Origin of the sequence: Variovorax sp. V116 (genome assembly GCF_041154435.1) — a bacterium.
Lineage (GTDB): Bacteria > Pseudomonadota > Gammaproteobacteria > Burkholderiales > Burkholderiaceae_C > Variovorax > Variovorax paradoxus.
Genome location: NZ_AP028661.1, coordinates 5,162,801 through 5,180,526 on the forward strand (window position 1 = coordinate 5,162,801; position 17,726 = coordinate 5,180,526).

Genomic DNA, 17,726 nt, shown 5'->3' on the forward strand with positions numbered 1-17,726 from the left:
GCACGCGCCATCCCGCGCAACTCACACCACCACCATGGAGATCCACACCATGAGCACCACCACCAGCTTCCTGGTCCGCAAGGGCGAACTCGCCACCACGCAACTGCACACGGCCACCGACCAGCCGCTGGCCGACGGCCAGGTGCGCGTGCGCATCGACAGCTTTGCGCTCACCTCCAACAACATCACCTACGCCGCCTTCGGCGATGCGATGAGCTACTGGCAGTTCTTTCCGTCCACGGAAGAAGGCTGGGGCAGCATCCCGGTGTGGGGCTTTGCCAGCGTGGTGCAGTCGCTGCACCCGGGCGTGGCGGCGGGCGAGCGGCTCTACGGCTACTGGCCGATGTCGTCGGGCGCTGTGCTGAGCCCCGACCGCCTCTCGCCCGGGCGTTTTACCGACGCCGCCGCGCACCGTGCCGAGCTGCCCGCGGTCTACAACCAGTACTTCCGCTGCAACGCCGATCCGCTCTACACCGCGGACACCGAGGACGTGCAGGCGCTGCTGCGCCCGCTGTTCATCACCTCGTGGCTGATCGACGACTTCATGGCCGACAACGATTTCTTCGGCGCCAACACCATGCTGCTGTCGAGCGCGTCGAGCAAGACGGCCTACGGCACCGCCTTCCAGCTGCGCCAGCGCGAAGGCGTCGAGGTGATCGGCCTGACCTCCGCCGCCAACGTGGCCTTCTGCGAAAGCCTGGGCTGCTACCACCGCGTGCTGAGCTACGACGCGCTCGACGGCATCGCGGCCGCCACGCCCTGCGTCTATGTGGACTTTGCGGGCAACGCCGGGCTGCGCAACGCGATCCACACGCGTTTTTCCAACCTCAAGTACAGCTGCTCGATCGGCGGCACGCACGTGGAGCAGCTCGCGGCCAAGGGCGCGGGCAAGGACCTGGCCGGTCCGCGCGCCACGCTGTTCTTTGCGCCGGCGCAGATCAAGAAGCGCACCGCCGAATGGGGCGCCGACGAATTCGGCCGGCGCATGGTGGCCGCCTGGCACCACTTCCTGGCGAGCGTGACCGACGCGAAGAACCCCTGGCTGCGCGCCGAGCACCACCACGGCGGCGAGGCGGTGCAGGCCGCCTATGCGCAGGTGCTGGCCGGCAAGGGCGACCCGCGCATCGGCCATGTCCTTTCGCTTTACAAACAACCGGGCGGCCTCTGACATTCCGGGCGCCGGGGTAGCGACAATCGCCGCATGACCCTTTCCCCCGCTGCGCCCGCGAATACCCATCCCTACGAGAACCTCACGCCCGATGTGGTGCTGGACGCCCTGGCAACGCTCGGCCTGCACGGCGATGGCCGGCTCACGGGCCTGAACTCGTACGAGAACCGGGTCTACCAGGTCTACCTGGAAGACCGCAGTGCGGTGGTGGTCAAGTTCTACCGCCCCGAGCGCTGGAGCGAAGCCGAGATCCTCGAAGAGCACGGCTTCTCGCTCGAACTGGCGGCGGCCGAAGTGCCCGCCGTGGCACCGCTGGCCTTCGACGGCAGCACGCTGCACCGCCACGGCGGCTTCGCCTTCAGCGTGAGCCCCTACCGCGGCGGCCGCGCGCCGGAGCTCGACGATTTCGAAGTGCTCGAGTGGGTCGGCCGCTTTCTCGCGCGCATCCACACGGTGGGCAGCGCACGGCCCTTCGAGGCCCGGCCCGCGCTCGACCTGCAGACCTTCGGCATCGCCTCGCGCGACTGGCTGCTGGCCAACGACAAGGTGCCGCTCGACGTGCAGCGCGACTGGGAAAAGGCCTGCAACGAAGCACTGGACATGATTGCCGCCACGGCGCTGGCGGTGAGCGCCCCGGCCTCCGATTTCAAGCCGCGCAAGCTGCGCCTGCACGGCGACGTGCACCCCGGCAACATCCTTTGGACCCCGACCGATCGCCCCGGCGGCGGGCCGCACTTCGTCGACCTGGACGATGCGCGCACCGGCTTCGCGGTGCAGGACTTGTGGATGCTGCTGTCGGGCGAGCGCGCGCAGCGCACCGCGCAGCTCTCGGGGCTGCTCGACGGCTACGAGCAGTTCCGCGAATTCGACCGCCGCGAGCTCGCGCTGATCGAGCCGCTGCGCACCCTGCGGCTCATCCATTACAGCGCCTGGCTCGCGCGCCGCTGGGAAGACCCGATCTTCCCGATCAACTTCCCGTGGTTCGGCTCCAGCGACTACTGGAAGGGCCAGATCCTCGTGCTGCAGGAGCAGTGCGAGCAGATGGCCGAAGAGCCGCTCTACGCCTAGAAATGTCAGCCCCCCGGCTTTTCACTTCGCTTCGCTGCGTGTAATTCTCCACCCCCCGAGGGGGAGGCCCGGTCGCCTTGGGGCGGCCCGGCGGCGGCCGGTTGCACGTTGGCCACGCCCTGCAGCAGCCGTTCGGCCAGCACGTTCGGCGGCCCGCTGCGCCACACGCCATGCGCCTCCGATTGCGCCACCGCGCGGTCGAGCGGCCGGAACACCGCGCCGCGCAGGGCCGAATGCCGCATGGCCTGCGGCACCAGTGCCACGCCCATGCCCTGCGACACCAGCGAGACCACCGCGAGCCAGTGGCGCACCTCGTGCCGCACCTCGGGCAGGAAGCCGGCGTCGGCGCAGATCGACAGGATGCGCTCGTGGTAGTCGGGCGAGGCCTCGCGCGAGAACAGCACGAAGGGCTGGTTGCGCAGGTCGGCCGGCGCCAGCACGCGCTTGCGCGCGAGCGCGTGGCCCGAGGGCAGGCAGCACACGAAAGGCTCGGACAGCAGCAGCCGGTGCTGCAGCTCGGGCGGCATGCGGCTGGTGTGGACGAAGCCCAGGTCGAGCCGGTCGTGCAGCAGCTCGGCGATCTGCACGCCTGAATTGAGTTCGGCGAGCGTGATGCGCACCGCCGGGTGCCGGGCCTGGAACGCGCGCAGCGCCTGCGGCAGACCGCGGTAGAGCATCGCACCGACGAAGCCGATGCGCAGCCGCCCGGCCGAGCCCGCGGCCACGTCGCGCGCCTCGAGCGCCGCCTCTTCCGCCTGCAGCAGCAGCCGCCGCGCCGAAATGCGCAGCGCCTCGCCCGCATGCGTGAGGCGCACCTCCTTGCTGTTGCGCTCGAACAGCCGCGCGCCCACCGACTCCTCGAGTTGGCGGATCGCCACCGACAGCGGCGGCTGCGAGATCGACAGGCGCCGCGCGGCGCGCCCGAAGTGCAGCTCCTCGGCCAGCACGGAAAAGTAGCGCAGGTGTCGCAGTTCCATGAATAGGCAAATCGAATCGAACAAGACCTATTCGATATTAGACACGGATCGCCTGGAAACCAACAATGCGGCGAACCAGGAGACAAAACGCATGGCCCAGAACGACGCCACCGCCGCGCACGCGCACCCGATTCCCGACCGCCACGGCCAGAACCTGTTCAGCACCGACACCGAGCTGCACAAGCTGCTCGCGCTCTACCTGCCCGCCGACCTGCTGGCCCACATGCAGCCGCACTTCGAGCGGCTGGGCGGCCTCGCGGGCGGCCTGCTCGACGACTTGGCCGGCACCGCCGACCGCAACCCGCCCACGCTGGAGCAGCGCACGCGCACCGGCCTGGACGAGCAGAAGATCGTCAAGCACCCGGCCTACGTCGAGATGGAACGCCTCGCGCTCAGCGAATTCGGCCTGGCCGCGATGTCGCACCGCGATGAGACGCTGGGCTGGAAGGGCAGGATGCCGCCGCTGGTCAAGTACGTGCTGACCTATCTCTTCGTGCAGGCGGAGTTCGGCCTGTGCTGCCCGGTCTCGATGACCGACTCGCTCACGCGCACGCTCAGGAAGTTCGGGGGCCCCGAGCTGGTCGCGCGCTTCCTGCCGCGCCTGACCTCGCTCGATTTCGACGAGCTCGCGCAGGGCGCGATGTTCATGACCGAGCAGGCCGCGGGCTCCGACATCGCGGCCACCGCGACGATGGCGCGGCAAGAGACGGATGGCAGCTGGCGCCTCACCGGCGACAAGTGGTTCTGCTCCAACCCCGATGCCGACTTTGCGATGGTGCTCGCACGCGCCGACAACGGCCCGGCCGGCATGAAGGGCGTGTCGCTGTTCCTGCTGCCGCGCCGGCTCGAAGACGGCAGCCTCAACCATTACCGCATCATTCGCCTCAAGGACAAGCTGGGCACGCGCTCGATGGCCAGCGGCGAGATCCGGCTCGAAGGCGCCGTCGCGCACCTGGTGGGCGAGGAAGGCCGCGGCTTCGTGCAGATGGCCGACATGGTCAACAACTCGCGCCTGTCGAACGGCGTGCGTGCCGCGGGCCTCATGCGCCGCGCGGTGGCCGAGGCCGAGTACATCGCCGCCGAGCGCCGCGCCTTCGGCCGCACGCTCGAGCAGATGCCGCTGATGCAGCGCCAGCTCGACAAGCTGCGCCTGCCGGCCGAGCAGGCGCGCACCATGGTGTGCCAGACCGCACTGGCGCTCGCGCGCTCCGACGCCGGGGAGCCTGATGCCTACGCGCTGCTGCGCATCCTCACGCCGCTCATCAAGTTCCGCGCCTGCCGCGATGCGCGCAAGGTCACGGGCGACGCGATGGAAGTGCGCGGCGGCTGCGGCTACATCGAGGAATGGAGCGACCCGCGGCTCGTGCGCGATGCGCACCTGGGCTCGATCTGGGAAGGCACGAGCAACATCGTCGCGCTGGACGTGATCCGCGCCGTGAAGCGCGAGGGCTCGCTGCCGGTGCTGCGCGCGCACTGCGAGCAGCTGCTGGCCGATGCGGCGCTGCCGCCGGCCTTTGCCAAGGCGCTGCGCGATGCACTGGCGCGCGCCGCCGCGCTGGCCGAGACGGCCGCGCGAGAAGGCGGCGACGTGCTGGCGCGCCAGGCCGCCTCGGCGCTCTACCACTGCACGAGCAGCATCGCGATGGCCTGGGAGGCCGCGCGCAGCGGTTCCGCCCCGCGCCTTCGCTGGGCCCAGCTGGTGCTGCTGCACCGCGTGCTGCCGCGCGACCCGCTCGCGCCCGACGCGATGCCCGCGGACTGGAACAGCGCGGCCACCACGCGCACCGCCAAGGCCACGGCCTGATTCACGACGACAGAGAAAAAACGGAGACATCATCTTGCGACACCTCACCCTCTTCTTCGCGGCCCTGACCGCCTGCGCCGCGCTGCTGGGCGCCGCTCCCGCCGCACAGGCCCAGGGGCCTTTCCCCTCCAAGCCCCTGGTGCTGGTCGTGCCCTTCCCGCCCGGCGGCCCGACCGACGCCATGGCCCGTACGCTGGCCGCCGAGATGAAGGACCGCCTCGGCCAGCCGATGATCGTGGAGAACCGCGCAGGCGCGGGCGGCAACATCGGCGCCGACTACGTGGCGCGCACCGAGGCCGACGGCCACACGCTGCTGTTCGGCACCTCGGGCCCGCTGGCCATCAACGCGAGCCTCTACCGCAAGATCAGCTACGACCCGGTCAAGAGCTTCGCGCCGGTGATCCAGGTCGGCTACCTGCCGAACATCCTGGTGGTGAACCCTGCGCTGCCGGTGAAGGACGTGAAAGAGCTGGTCGCCCATGCCAGGGCGAACCCGGGCAAGCTCAGCTATGCGTCGTCGGGCAACGGCGCGTCGTCGCACCTGGCGGGCGTGCTGTTCAACTCGGTGGCCGGCACCGACCTGCAGCACATCCCCTACAAGGGCACCGGCCCCGCGCTCAACGACCTGCTCGGCAACCAGGTGAGCATGACCTTCACCGACATCCTCACCGCGCTGCCTTATGTGAAGGCCGGCAAGCTGCGCGCGCTGGGCGTGGCGACGCTCGCGCGCTCGCAGGCGCTGCCCGAGGTGCCGACGATTGCGGAGCAGGGCTACAAGGGCTACGACGTGAGCGTGTTCTTCGGCATCGTCGCGCCGGCCGGCACGCCCGCGGACCGAGTGGCCAGGCTCAACCAGGCTTTCGCCGAAGTGCTGAACTCGCCCAAGGTGAAGCAGATGTTCGCGGCGCAGGGCCTGGAAGCCTCGGCGGACACCTCGCCGCAGAAGCTCGGGCAGTTCATCGTGAGCGAGTCGGCCAAGTGGAAGGACGTGGTGAAGAAGTCGGGGGCGCAGCTGGATTGATTTGCGCCTTTGTTGCCTTTGTTCAGGGCGCGCTCCCGCCGACGGGGTACCTTGCTCCGCGAATGTCCCCCGCCCTTCGGGCTCCTCCTTGATTTCGCTGCGCAAGGCACCCCATCGGCGTGATCGTTTTTCAGCGCAGTGGTTGATCGGCGATGCACCGGCGGCGTGCCCCGGCGCACAGAGCATCGGGTGCTCCCCGCAGCGAAATCAAGGAGGAGGCCGCAGGCCGGGGGACATTCGCGGAGGGGAGTACCCGGTGATCTGTGCACACGCCCTGAATAAAAAAACCCAACACACAAAAACACGGAACACCGAAATGACAAACCCTCAAGGCGCCCTCGCAGGCATCCGCGTCCTCGACATCTCGCGCATCCTCGGCGGCCCCTACTGCGGCCAGATCCTTGGCGACCACGGTGCCGACGTGCTCAAGGTCGAGCCGCCGCAGGGCGACGACACGCGCACCTGGGGCCCGCCCTTCAAGGACGGCGTGGCTTCGTACTACCACGGCCTGAACCGCAACAAGCGCGTGCAGCACCTCGACTTTTCCACGGACGAAGGCCGCGAGGCGCTGCTCGCGCTCGTGGCCGAGGCCGACGTGCTGATCGAGAACTTCAAGACCGGCACCATGGAGCGCTGGGGCATCGGCTACGAGGCGCTCTCGGCGCGCTTTCCGCGCCTCGTGTGGTGCCGCGTCTCGGGCTTCGGCGCCGACGGTCCGCTGGGCGCGCTGCCCGGCTACGACGCCGCCGTGCAGGCCATGACCGGCATCATGAGCATCAACGGCGAAGCCGACGGCGGCCCGCTGCGCGTGGGCCTGCCGGTGGTCGACATGGTGACCGGGCTCAATGCGGTGATCGGCGTGCTGCTCGCGCTGCAGGAGCGCAACCGCAGCGGCCGCGGGCAGTTCGTGGAGGCCGCGCTGTACGACAGCGGGCTCTCGCTGCTGCATCCGCATGCGGCCAACTGGTTCATGGATGGCACCGAGCCCCGCCGCACCGGCAACGCGCATCCCAACATCTATCCCTACGACGCGCTGGCCACCGGCACCGACCCGGTGTTCGTGGCGGTGGGCAACGACCGCCAGTTCGCGAGCCTGTGCCGCTGCATCGGCCGGCCCGCGCTGGCCGACGATCCGCTCTACCGCACGGCCGGCGCGCGTTCGGTGCACCGTGCGGGGCTCAAGCAGCAGCTGGAAGCGGCCATGGCCGCGTTCGACGGCCGTGCGCTGGTCGAGCAGCTGATGGCCGCGGGCGTGCCCGCCGCGCCGGTGCTGCCGGTGGATGCGGCGCTCGAGCACCCGCACACGGCGCACCGCGAAATGGTGGTGGAAATGGAAGGCGGCTACCGCGGCATCGGCGCGCCGGTGAAGCTCAGCCGCACGCCGGCGAGCTACCGGCACGCGCCGCTCACGCCGGGCGAGCGCTTCCTGCCCGATGCCGCGGCCGGCACTGGCACCAGCGGCTCATAGCCCGGGCCGCGCGCCGGCGCCCGCCTTGGGCGCATGGAAGGCCTGCATGAACGCGCCCTGCAGCTCCGCCGGCAGGTCGGGCCGGTGGCACATCGCATAGCCGAGGCTCGGCGGATCGTCGGCGAGCGCAACAAAACGGATGTCGGGCCGTGCGATGCAGGCGAGCGATTCCACCACCAGCCCGATGCCCGCACCGGCCGCCACCAGCCCCACGAGCGAGATCGACGAGCTTGCGCACTGGTTGACCTGCGTGGTGATGCCGGCACGCGCAAGGTAGGCGGCGATGCGGTCGAACACCACCGGCCCGATGTCGCGCCGCACGCCGACCAGCGTCTGCTGCCGCAGGTCCGCCGCCGCAATGCGGCTGGCGCCCGCGAGCGGATGCGCGGCCGGCATCACGGCCATGAAGCGGTCGCGGGCCACCTCGCGCACCACGAGGTCGTCGCGCGAGGACGGCGGATGCACCACCGCGAGGTCGAGCCTGCGGTGCGCCACGGCCTCCTCGAGTTCGTCCGACAGGCCCTCGGTCAGCGCCAGCACCACGCCCGGATGCGCGGCCGAAAAGGCACGCATCGCATCGGGAAAGAAGGACAGCGCTGCGATGGGCGTGACGCCGATCTCCAGCCGGTCGAAGGCGCCGCGCCCGATGGCGCGCGCGGCCTCGTCGGTTTCGGAGGCGCGCGACAGCAGCCGCCGCGCGTGCGGCAGCAGGCGCGCGCCCTGCTCCGTCAGCCGGACGCCGCGCGCCTGCCGGTCGAACAGCGCAAAGCCCAGGGCCTCCTCGAGCCGCTGCACCCGCACGCTGAGCGCGGGCTGCGAGATGGCGAGCAGCGAGGCGGCGCGCCGGATGTTGCCGATCTCGGCCAGCGTGACGAAGCATCGCCATTGCTTGAGTTCCAAGGGGCGGTCTCCAGCACAGCGCCGCGGGCTGCGGCGGTCAGGGCGCGACGGGATTGCCCGGCGTGCCGGGGCTGCCGGCCGCAGCGTCGGCGGCATTCGCGGGCGGGCGGTAGGAGACGCGCACCGCGGAAGGCTGCGGCGCGGAGACTGCAGCCGCCGTCGTGACCGGCGCGGCGCCGCCCGCCGGCGCGTACCCGGCCTTGCCCGCATTGGGATCGTGCAGCACCACGCTCTTGCCCACGCCCACGCCGGTGCCGACCGGCCCGACGCCAACGCCCACTCCCACGCCAGCCGTGCCGGCCACCACGCCGGTGTTGTTGACCGCCACGCCCGCGCCGAGCGGGCCCCAGCCGGTGTTCAGGCCGACGGAGAAATTGCCGTCCTTGGTGGCACCCAGGCCGAGCGAAAGCCCGGGCACCAGCGGAATGCCGATGTGATAGTGCGAACAGCCGCTCACCATGGCCAGCAGGAGCGCCGCCGCAAGGGCGGCTGCTGCACGGGCGGTGCGCGGCCGGGCCTTCACACCAGCAGCGCGTTGACGCGCCTCACGTAGGCCGCGGGATCGGCCGGCAGGCCGCCTTCGGCCAGCAGCGCCTGGTCAAAAAGAATGTTCGCAAGATCATCGAAATGCTCGGAGCCGTCGAGCTTCTTCACGAGCGCGTGCTCGGCGTTCACTTCGAGCACGGGCTTGAGGTCGGGCGCGGGCTGGCCGGCCTGCTTGAGCATGCGCGCGAGCTGCGTGCTCATGCCGCCGTCCTGCACCACCAGGCAGGCCGGCGAATCGACCAGGCGCGTGGTCACGCGCACGTCCTCGGCCTTGTCCTTGAGCGCTTCCTTGAGCTTCTCGAGCAGCGGCTTGAAGGATTCGGCGGCTTCCTCGGCGGCTTTTTTCTCGGCCTCGTCCTGCAGCTTGCCCAGGTCGACCGCGCCCTTGGCCACGCTCTGCAGCGGCGTGCCGTCGAACTCGGTGAGGTAGTTGAGCGCCCACTCGTCGACGCGGTCGGTCATGAGCAACACCTCGATGCCCTTCTTCTTGAAGACCTCGAGCTGGGGGCTGTTCCTGGCGGCGGCGAGCGTGTCGGCCGTGATGTAGTAGATCGCGTCCTGGCCTTCCTTCATGCGCGCCTTGTAGTCGGCAAAGCTCACGCTCACGGTGTCGCTCGTGGTGGAGGCGAAGCGCAGCAGCTTGGCGATGCGGTCGCGGTTGCCGAAGTCCTCGCCCAGGCCTTCCTTGAGCACGGCGCCGAACTCGGCATAGAACTTGGCGTACTTGCCCGATTCGTCGGCGGCGGAGGCCGCTGTTTCGGCAGCCGTCGGCGCGTTCTTGTCGACCACATCGGTCACGGCCTCGGTCGGCTCGGGGGCCGGCACCGATTCGCCCGAACCCACGTCGATCTTGCCTTCGCCGCTTTCCGGCCCGGTCTTCTGCTTCCTGGCCAGGTCCTCGAGCATGCCGAGCACGCGCTTGGTGCTGCCTTCGCGGATGGCCTTGACGTCGCGGCTTTCCTGCAGCAGCTCGCGGCTCACGTTGAGCGGCAGGTCGGACGAATCGATCACGCCCTTCACGAAGCGCAGGTAGCTGGGCAGCAGCGCCTCGGCGTCGTCCATGATGAAGACGCGCTTCACATAGAGCTTGACGCCCGCGCTCTTCTCGCGGTTCCATAGGTCGAACGGCGCCTTGGCGGGGATGTAGAGCAGCTGCGTGTACTCGGTGCTGCCCTCCACGCGGTTGTGGCTCCAGGCGAGCGGCGCCTCGTAGTCGTGGCTGATGGTCTTGTAGAACTCTTCGTACTGCTCGGGCGTGATGTCCTTCTTGGGGCGGCTCCAGAGCGCGCTGGCCTTGTTGACCGTTTCCCATTCGCCGGTCTTGACCATGTCGCCGGGCTGGTCGTTCTCGCCTTCCTTCCATTCCTCCTTTTCCATGAGGATGGGCAGCGAGATGTGGTCGGAATATTTGCCGACGATCTGCTTGAGCTTCCAGGCGTTGAGGTATTCGTCGGCGTCGTCGCGCAGGTGCAGCGTGATGCGGGTGCCGCGCTCGGGGCGCGTGATGTCGGCCACCTCGAAGTCGCCCGCGCCGCCGCTCGTCCAGCGCACGCCCTGCTCGGGCGGCAGGCCCGCGCGGCGCGATTCGACCGTGATCTTGTCGGCCACGATGAAGCCCGAATAGAAGCCCACGCCAAACTGGCCGATCAGCTGTGCATCGGCCTTCTGGTCCCCGCTGAGCTTGCTCACGAAGTCCTTGGTACCACTTTTGGCGATGGTGCCGAGGTTCTCGATGGCCTCCTGGCGCGACAGGCCAATGCCCTTGTCGGTGATGGTGATGGTGCGCGCGGCCTTGTCGAAGGAAAGCCGCACGTCCAGCTCGGTCTGGTCTTCATACAGCTCGGGGTGGTCGAGCGCCTCGAAGCGCAGCTTGTCGCAGGCGTCCGATGCGTTCGAGATCAGCTCGCGCAGGAAGATTTCCTTGTTCGAGTAGAGCGCATGCGTGACAAGGTGCAGCAGCTGCGCGACTTCAGCCTGGAACGGGAGTTTCGTATTGGAAGAATCAGCCATGGGAAGAGAAGAAATATCGAAGCCAAAAAATTCTAAGCCGGGCGGCCTTGACCGCACGCTCGACTCGCCAACTCTGCGAGTTGGGGCTTTCGCCCCGAAAAACAATAGGCCTACCGGGCCTGCGATTCCACCTCGCGGGTCCAGCGGTCGATCAGCCGCTTGCGCTCGGCGGCCCTGCCGTATTTCTCGAAGTCGTACTTGATGAGCTTGACCTCGCTCATGGGCGGAATGCGCGGATCGGGCTTGAAGGTCTTGTTGGCGGGCGACTGCAGGCTGCCGACCTGCCCGCCGATCGCCTGGCCGGCCGGGCTCATGAGCCAGTCGTAGTAGCGCTTCGCATTCTCCTTGTTGCGCGCGCCCTTGACCAGCGCGATGCCGCCGACCTCGTAGCTCGTGCCCTCGCAGGGCGCGGCCGTCTTGACCGGGAATCTGTCGTACCGCCAGCGCTCGAAGCCGAAGATGAAGCTCACGCCCACTGCCACCTCGCCCTTGGCCACGTTGGGCGCCTGCGCCTGGCCGCTGCGGGTGTAGCTGGTGACGTTGCGGTGCAGCTTCTTCAGATAGTCGAAGGCCGCGTCCTCGCCCATCTGCTGCACCAGGCCCGCGATGATGGTGTAGGCCGTGCCGCTGGAGGCCGGATGCGAGATCTCGATCTCGCCCCGGTATTCGGGCTTGGCGAGGTCGGCCCAGCACTTGGGCTCGTGCAGCTTCTTGCGCCTGAGCAGCTCGGTGTTGAAGCCGAAGCCGATGGCGCTGGTGTAGAAGCCGCCCACCATGTTCTGCGACATGGCGTACTGGCGCACCGACCAGTCGTGCAGGTCGTTGATGTAGGCCGGCCGGTAGGCTTCGAGCAGGCCTTGCTCGGCCGCCTGCAGGAACGGGTCGCCGGTGCCGCCCCACCAGATGTCGGTCTTGGGATTGGCGGCCTCGGCGCGCAGCTGGGCGCCGATCTCGCCGGTGCCCTTGTGCGCCTGCTGCACCCGGATGCCGGTCTCGCGCGTGAAGGCGGCGGCCGCGGCTTCGCACCAGCCCGCGTCGGTGCTGCACAGGGCATTCACCGTGCCCTCGGCCGCCGCGCCCGTGGAAAAAAGCAAGGCCATGGCGCCCGCGCAGGCGGCAAGGGCCGCGGCATTCCTCTGGACAAAGGGGCGCATGCGTTCTCCGGTGGATGAGTGGATGAAAGGCGACCCGAGGATAGCGGGCAAAGCCGCTCAGCGGGCCGCCAGCAGCGGCGGCAGGTGCTCGGCCAGCCAGTCGACCACCACGCGTGTCTTGTGCGGCAGGTAGCGGCTGCGCGAGCGGATCACGTTGAGCGCGAATCCGAAGGGCCGCGGCTCCTCGAACACGCGCACCAGCGTGCCGGCCGCCAGCGCATCGGCCGCGAGCCAGGCCGGCAGGCGCGCCAGCCCCATGCCGCCGATGGCGGCTTCGAGCAGCACCTCGGCGCTATCGCAGCGCAGCCGCGAGGGCAGCACCACTTCCACCAGCCGGCCTTCCCCGTCGTGGAAGCGCCAGGGCGAGACCTGCCCGTCGCGCGCATAGAACACGGCCTCGTGCGACGGCGATGCACCCAGTTCGGCCACGCTGCCCGGGCGCCCGCGCTCGGCCAGGTAGGCGGGCGCGGCGCACAGCGCCATCCATTGCACGCCGACCGGCCGCGCCACCAGCTCGGCGCTGTCGGCCAGCTCGCCGCTGCGGATGGCCAGGTCCAGCCCGTCTTCGACGAGGTCCACGCGCCGGTCGTTGAAGGAAAGCTCCAGCGACAGCCCCGGATGCCGGCGCGCCAGCGCGAGCAGCAGCGGCCCGACCTTCAGCCGCCCCAGCATGGCCGGCATGCTCAGGCGCACCAGCCCGGCCGCGGTGCTGCGCGCGGCATCGGCCATGGCCTCGGCGGCGTCGAGCTCGGCCAGCACGCGCCGGCAGCGCTCGTAGTAGCCGTGGCCTTCTTCGGTGAGGCTCTGGCTGCGCGTGGTGCGCAGGAAGAGCCGCGTGCCCAGCCGCGCTTCGAGCCGCCCGATGCTCTTGGCCACCGCCGAGCGCGTGACGTGCAGCCGCTCGGCCGCGCGCGCAAAGCTGCCGGCCTCCACCGCGGCCACGAACTCTTCGATGCCTTGCAGGCGTGGACTCATTGGATACTTTCAGGCGCCATGAAGTTGAAAATTATCCGCCACTGGATAGATCAACTCGCCAATAGCATGAAAGCTTCTTTTTTCATGGAGGCTTTTTTCATGCAGGCAAGCAGAACGCTCAGGCGCTGGCAACTTTCTTCCTTCGGCCGCGAGCAGCTCGAACAGGTGGCGCTGCCGCTGCCCACGCCCGGTCCGGGCCAGGTCCTCGTCGAGGTGGGCGCGGTGTCGCTCAACTACCGCGACCTGCTGATGATCCGCGACGGCATGGGCATGACGTTCGACCTGCCCTTCACGCCCGGCTCGGACATGGCCGGCACGGTGGTGGCGACCGGACCGGGCGTGCAGCGCCTGGCCGTGGGCGACCGCGTGGTCAACACCTTCTGGGGCGGCTGGATCGACAGCCACTGGCCGGCCGAGGCCGTGCCGATGGGCGGCCCCGGCCCGGGCATGCTGGCCTCGCACGTGCTGATCGACGCCGCCTGGGCCGTGGCCGCGCCGGCCACGCTCGATTTCGCGCAGGCCAGCACGCTGCCGTGCGCCGGCCTCACGGCCTGGTTCGCGCTGGCCGAGACCGGCGCGCTGCGGCCCGGCCAGACCGTGCTGGTCCACGGCACCGGCGGCGTGGCGCTGTTCGGCGTGCAGCTCGCGCGGCTGCATGGCGCGCGCGCCATCGTGGTCACGGGCAGCGAGGAGAAGCGCGCGCAGACGCTGGCGCTGGGCGCCAGCGAGGTGCTGATGCGCGAGGGCGACTGGCCGGCCGAAGTGCGCCGCCTCACGCAAGGGCGCGGCGCCGACCACGTGCTCGAACTCGCGAGCGGGCCGAACCTCGACCGTTCGCTGCAGGCGGTGGCGCAGGGCGGGCGCGTGTCGATCATCGGCATGCTCGGCGGCGAGACGCTCAGCGCATCGTTCTACGCGATGGTGCTCGGCCGCGTCACGGTGCAGGGCATTGGCGTGGGCCATCGGCGCGCGCTCGAAGACCTGGTGCGCGCCGTCGACGCCAATGCGCTCGAGCCCGTGATCGCGGCGCGCTACGCCTTCGACGACGTGCCCGATGCGCTCGACCACCTCGCGCGCGGCGCCTTCGGCAAGATCGTCGTCGTGCCCTGACCACGCCGTTTAGCGGTTTGCGCAACGCGTGTCAGAAACAAAAGACCGCTCAACTGTGAACAGGTTCCGCCAGGTGCAACAACATGCGTGACGCATGCTGTTTACGTTCCTAGAATCCGCCCGCGCATGGCCCTGGGCCACGCAATTTTTTCAACTTCTGGAGGGATGGAGCAGATGGAACATAGCACCTACAAAAAGTGGTCGGCCGAGTTCATTGGTACTTTCTGGCTCACGCTGGGCGGCTGCGGAAGCGCGGTGCTGGCGGCGGCCTTTCCCAACAACCTGGGCATCGGCTTCCTGGGTGTCGCGCTGGCGTTCGGCCTCACGGTGCTGACCGGCGCCTATGCGCTCGGCCCCATCTCGGGCGGCCACTTCAATCCCGCGGTGTCGATCGGCCTCGCGGCCGCGGGGCGCTTCAAGGCCTCGCAGCTCGCGGGCTACATCGTGTCGCAGGTGCTGGGTGCAATTGCCGCGGCCGGCGTGCTCTACCTGATTGCCACCGGCAAGCCCGGCGCCGACATCGGCGGCTTTGCCACCAACGGCTTCGGCGAGCACTCGCCCGGCAAGTACGGCATGACCGCCGCGCTGGTGTGCGAGGTGGTGATGACCGCGGTGTTCCTGATCGTGATCCTCGGCGCCACCGCCAAGCGCGCGGCCGGCGGCTTCGCGGGCCTGGCCATCGGCCTGTGCCTCACGCTGATCCACCTGATCTCCATTCCGGTCACCAACACCTCGGTGAACCCCGCGCGCAGCACGGGCCCGGCGCTGTTCGGCCCGTCCTACGCGGTGTCGGAGCTGTGGCTGTTCTGGGTTGCGCCCATCGCGGGCGCGATCATCGGCGCGCTGATCTACCGCGCACTGCTCGCGAACAGCGACGCAACGACTGACTGATCGTCAGCTGCCGTTGGCCGACTGCACGAGCGGCAGCGCGGTCGACTGCCCGATCGATTCGGTGCCCGTCGCATGCGAGGCCGCATAGGCGCCGGCCTGCACGTCGGACACCGGTGTCGTCGAGTTCATGGCCGGTGCGCTGGTCGACTGGCCGATGGACTCGGTGCCGCTGGGCCGCGCGGCGGCCATCGCGCCGGCCTGCACCTCGGGGTTCTCGGGCGAGTTCATCTGCAGCGGGTGGTAGTCGGAGCCATCGGTCGTTTCGGCCGATGCATTCACGGCACCGAGCGCCGCAAAAGCAGCGAAGGAGCCAAGGGCAAGAAGCTTGAAGGAAGTGCGCATGGTGTGTGCTCCTGAGGGTTTGTCTCCGGCCGCGTGCCAGCGCGCGAACTGCGCGTGGCAGGGCCTGCATGCACTCTAGGCAGCCCGGCTGAGCGGGGCGTGAGCAGGAAATTAGCCCGGCGTGAGCGGCATTGATGCCGCAGGCAGGTGCACCCGTGCCAGCAGCCCCGGACTGCCGCCCTCTTCTGCTTCATCGCGGTTGCGCAGCTCGATGCGCAGGCCGTGCCGCTCGGCCGCGGTGCGCGCAATCGCCAGCCCGAGGCCGCTGCCGCCCACCGGCGCACCCGGCACGCGAAAGAAGCGGTCGAACACGCGGCCGATGGCCGAGGCCGGAATGCCCGGGCCGTTGTCGAGCACATCGACCACCGCATGGCCGTCGACCTCGTGCAGCCGCACATCGACCACGCCGCCTTCGGGCGCATAGCGCAGCGCGTTGTCGATCAGGTTGTCGAACACGCTGCGCAGCTCGGCGGCCGGCGCCTGCACCACGGGCGCGATCGAGCCCTCGAAGCCGATGTCCACGCGCCGCGCGTCGGCCAGCACCATCAGCTGGCTCACGCTCTCGCGCAGCAGGGTTTCGATGTCGACCGGCTCGCCCGGCATGGGACGCCCCGGCGCGTCCTGCCGCGAGAGGCTCAGCAGCTGCTCGATGAGGTGCTGCGCGCGCGTGACGCCGGCTTCCAGCTGGTTGAAGCGCTCGGTGGCTTCGCCCGCGGGCACGTGCGCGCGCAGGTTCTCGATCTGCAGGCCGATCGCGGCCATCGGCGTGCGCAGCTCGTGGGCCGCGTCCTGCACGAAGCGGCGCTGCGTGGCGAAGGCACTGCGCATGCGCGACAGCAGCTGGTTGAAGGCCTGCACCAGCGGCGCGATCTCGTCCGGCACGCGCGCCAGCGACAGCTCGGTGGGGCGGCGCTCGTCCTGCGAGGCCACGTCGCGCGCCACCGCGCGCAGCGAGCGCGAAGCCGCCGACACGATGAGCCACAGGATCAGCAAGGCCAGCGGCAGCAGCAGCGCGATCGGCAGGCCTTCGAGCAGCGCACGGCGCAGGGCGCGGCGCCGGCGGTAGTCCTCGTTCTGCAGCACCTGCACGCGCGGCTGGTCGGCGCGCGGCCCGGCCTCGGCCGTGAACACGCGCCAGCGTGAGGGCGCGGGCGCATCGGCGCTCGCATCGCCGAAGCCCGGCTGCGGCTGCAGCGGCACCACCGCCAGCGGCGGCCACGAGCTTGCGCGCAGCGTGCGGCCGTCGGCGCTCCAGATCTGCACCACGAAGGCGCCGCGCACGAGGGCGGCGTTGCCGTCGAGCGGGCGCGGCGTGCGCGGCGGATCGCTGCCCGCATAGGAATCGGCCACCAGCCGCATCTGCTCGTCCAGCGCGTTGTGCACCAGGTCGCCATAGGCCACGAAGGTGAACCACGCCGTGAGCGCGGCCGCCACCAGGTGCAGCGTGACGAGCCAGACCAGGAGCTGCGTGCGCAGCGAGCGCGGGCGCCACCAGCGGCCCGGCGCCGAGGTCATCTGAATACCTCCGTGCTTCGCACTGCGGTGCGAGCTTGCTTGGGGCGGCCCGGCGCCGCGCTCATGCCGCCACGCGCCAGCCGAGCCCGCGCACGTTGCGGATCGATTCCGCGCCGAGCTTGCGGCGCATGCCGTGGATCAGCACGTCGATGGCGTTGCTGGTCACTTCCTCGCCCCAGCCGTAGATGCGGTTCTCGAGCTGCTCGCGCGAGAGGATGGCGCCGGGCCGCTCGAGCAGGGCGTGCAGCAGCGCGAACTCGCGTGCGGTGAGCGCCTCGCGCACGCCATCGACCAGCACCTCGCGCGTGGTGAGGTCCAGCTGCATGGTGCTGCCGCCGATCAGCGAATGCGCGGCGCCGTCGCGACGGCGCACCACGGCCCGCATGCGCGCGAGCAGCTCGCGGAATTCGAAGGGCTTGAGCAGATAGTCGTCGGCACCCAGGTCGAGGCTGTGGATGCGGTCGTCCAGGCCGTCGCGCGCGGTGAGCACCAGCACCGGCGTGGCGTCGCCGCGTTCGCGCGCGCGGCGCAGCACCTCGGTGCCGTCCTGCCGCGGCAGGCCCAGGTCGAGCAGCACGCAGGTGTAGCCGCCGTCGCCGAGCGCGCTTTGCGCGAGTTCGCCGTCGCGCACCCAGTCGGCCGACCAGCCCGCGCCCTCGAGCGCCTGCTTCAGGCTGCGCCCGATCATCTCGTCGTCTTCCACCAGCAGCACTCGCATCGCGTCGACTCCTTGGGCGGCAAGGTAGCACGCGGTCGGGATGACCGGTAGTGCCCTGC

At 69.9% G+C, this 17,726-nt stretch carries 16 protein-coding genes; 7 read left to right on the top strand and 9 right to left on the bottom strand.

Translation table 11 applies throughout. The features are described from left to right. Positions 1-49: 49 nt before the first annotated feature. Positions 50-1,168, top strand: a complete 1,119-nt coding sequence (locus tag ACAM58_RS24725; protein WP_369663707.1) for a DUF2855 family protein — start codon at positions 50-52, stop codon at positions 1,166-1,168. Positions 1,169-1,201: 33 nt separating this feature from the next. Further along, positions 1,202-2,236, top strand: coding sequence for a serine/threonine protein kinase (locus tag ACAM58_RS24730; protein ID WP_062364204.1), 1,035 nt, complete (start codon positions 1,202-1,204; stop codon positions 2,234-2,236). 5 nt (positions 2,237-2,241) lie between these two features. On the opposite strand, the gene ACAM58_RS24735 is transcribed toward ACAM58_RS24730, so the two are convergent. Beyond that, on the bottom strand, positions 2,242-3,213 hold the full coding sequence (locus ACAM58_RS24735) for a LysR family transcriptional regulator (protein ID WP_307597294.1): 972 nt from the start codon (positions 3,211-3,213) through the stop codon (positions 2,242-2,244). Positions 3,214-3,304: 91 nt separating this feature from the next. On the opposite strand from ACAM58_RS24735, the gene ACAM58_RS24740 reads away from it, so the two are divergent. The 3 genes from ACAM58_RS24740 (at position 3,305) to ACAM58_RS24750 (ending at position 7,506) form a co-directional block, all read left to right on the top strand. Further along, positions 3,305-5,017 carry an acyl-CoA dehydrogenase family protein gene (locus ACAM58_RS24740; protein WP_307597297.1) on the top strand — a complete coding sequence of 571 codons (1,713 nt, stop codon included), beginning with the start codon at positions 3,305-3,307 and terminating at the stop codon, positions 5,015-5,017. An 82-nt stretch (positions 5,018-5,099) separates the two neighbouring features. Beyond that, positions 5,100-6,038, top strand: coding sequence for a tripartite tricarboxylate transporter substrate binding protein (locus tag ACAM58_RS24745; protein WP_307597299.1), 939 nt, complete (start codon positions 5,100-5,102; stop codon positions 6,036-6,038). 316 nt (positions 6,039-6,354) lie between these two features. Continuing rightward, positions 6,355-7,506: a CaiB/BaiF CoA-transferase family protein gene (locus ACAM58_RS24750; RefSeq protein WP_307593337.1), complete on the top strand. Its 1,152-nt coding sequence runs from the start codon at positions 6,355-6,357 to the stop codon at positions 7,504-7,506. Here ACAM58_RS24750 and ACAM58_RS24755 read toward each other — a convergent pair. The 5 genes from ACAM58_RS24755 to ACAM58_RS24775 form a co-directional block, all read right to left on the bottom strand. After that, positions 7,501-8,406 carry a LysR family transcriptional regulator gene (locus ACAM58_RS24755; protein WP_307593340.1) on the bottom strand — a complete coding sequence of 302 codons (906 nt, stop codon included), beginning with the start codon at positions 8,404-8,406 and terminating at the stop codon, positions 7,501-7,503. The genes ACAM58_RS24750 and ACAM58_RS24755 overlap by 6 nt on opposite strands. 37 nt (positions 8,407-8,443) lie before the next feature. Next, positions 8,444-8,929, bottom strand: a complete 486-nt coding sequence (locus tag ACAM58_RS24760; protein WP_028254072.1) for a hypothetical protein — start codon at positions 8,927-8,929, stop codon at positions 8,444-8,446. Beyond that, entirely contained in the window at positions 8,926-10,962 is a 2,037-nt protein-coding gene (gene htpG, locus ACAM58_RS24765; RefSeq protein WP_307593342.1) for a molecular chaperone HtpG, read from the bottom strand. The genes ACAM58_RS24760 and htpG overlap by 4 nt, the downstream gene beginning before the upstream one ends. A 110-nt stretch (positions 10,963-11,072) precedes the next feature. Further along, positions 11,073-12,116: an ABC transporter substrate-binding protein gene (locus ACAM58_RS24770; RefSeq protein WP_307593344.1), complete on the bottom strand. Its 1,044-nt coding sequence runs from the start codon at positions 12,114-12,116 to the stop codon at positions 11,073-11,075. A 57-nt stretch (positions 12,117-12,173) separates the two neighbouring features. Beyond that, positions 12,174-13,091 carry a LysR family transcriptional regulator gene (locus tag ACAM58_RS24775; protein ID WP_307593346.1) on the bottom strand — a complete coding sequence of 306 codons (918 nt, stop codon included), beginning with the start codon at positions 13,089-13,091 and terminating at the stop codon, positions 12,174-12,176. A 99-nt stretch (positions 13,092-13,190) separates the two neighbouring features. Between ACAM58_RS24775 and ACAM58_RS24780 the strand changes: the two genes are divergently transcribed. Together ACAM58_RS24780 and aqpZ are read left to right on the top strand one after the other, a co-directional pair. Further along, entirely contained in the window at positions 13,191-14,201 is a 1,011-nt protein-coding gene (locus tag ACAM58_RS24780; RefSeq protein WP_015867729.1) for an NAD(P)-dependent alcohol dehydrogenase, read from the top strand. Between the two features lie 174 nt (positions 14,202-14,375). Then, positions 14,376-15,092 carry an aquaporin Z gene (gene aqpZ, locus ACAM58_RS24785; RefSeq protein WP_307593349.1) on the top strand — a complete coding sequence of 239 codons (717 nt, stop codon included), beginning with the start codon at positions 14,376-14,378 and terminating at the stop codon, positions 15,090-15,092. Positions 15,093-15,095: 3 nt separating this feature from the next. Here the strand turns inward: aqpZ and ACAM58_RS24790 are convergent, their stop codons facing one another. The 3 genes from ACAM58_RS24790 to ACAM58_RS24800 all read right to left on the bottom strand — a co-directional run bounded on the left by ACAM58_RS24790 (position 15,096) and on the right by ACAM58_RS24800 (position 17,667). Next, positions 15,096-15,434: a hypothetical protein gene (locus tag ACAM58_RS24790; protein WP_015867731.1), complete on the bottom strand. Its 339-nt coding sequence runs from the start codon at positions 15,432-15,434 to the stop codon at positions 15,096-15,098. 111 nt (positions 15,435-15,545) lie between these two features. Beyond that, positions 15,546-16,949 (bottom strand): sensor histidine kinase, encoded by a 1,404-nt coding sequence (locus ACAM58_RS24795; RefSeq protein WP_369663708.1) that lies wholly within the window; start codon positions 16,947-16,949, stop codon positions 15,546-15,548. A 61-nt stretch (positions 16,950-17,010) separates the two neighbouring features. After that, the gene (locus ACAM58_RS24800) at positions 17,011-17,667 is read right to left on the bottom strand and encodes a response regulator transcription factor (RefSeq protein WP_018905127.1); all 657 of its coding nucleotides are present in this window, start codon (positions 17,665-17,667) and stop codon (positions 17,011-17,013) included. Positions 17,668-17,726 lie beyond the last annotated feature (59 nt).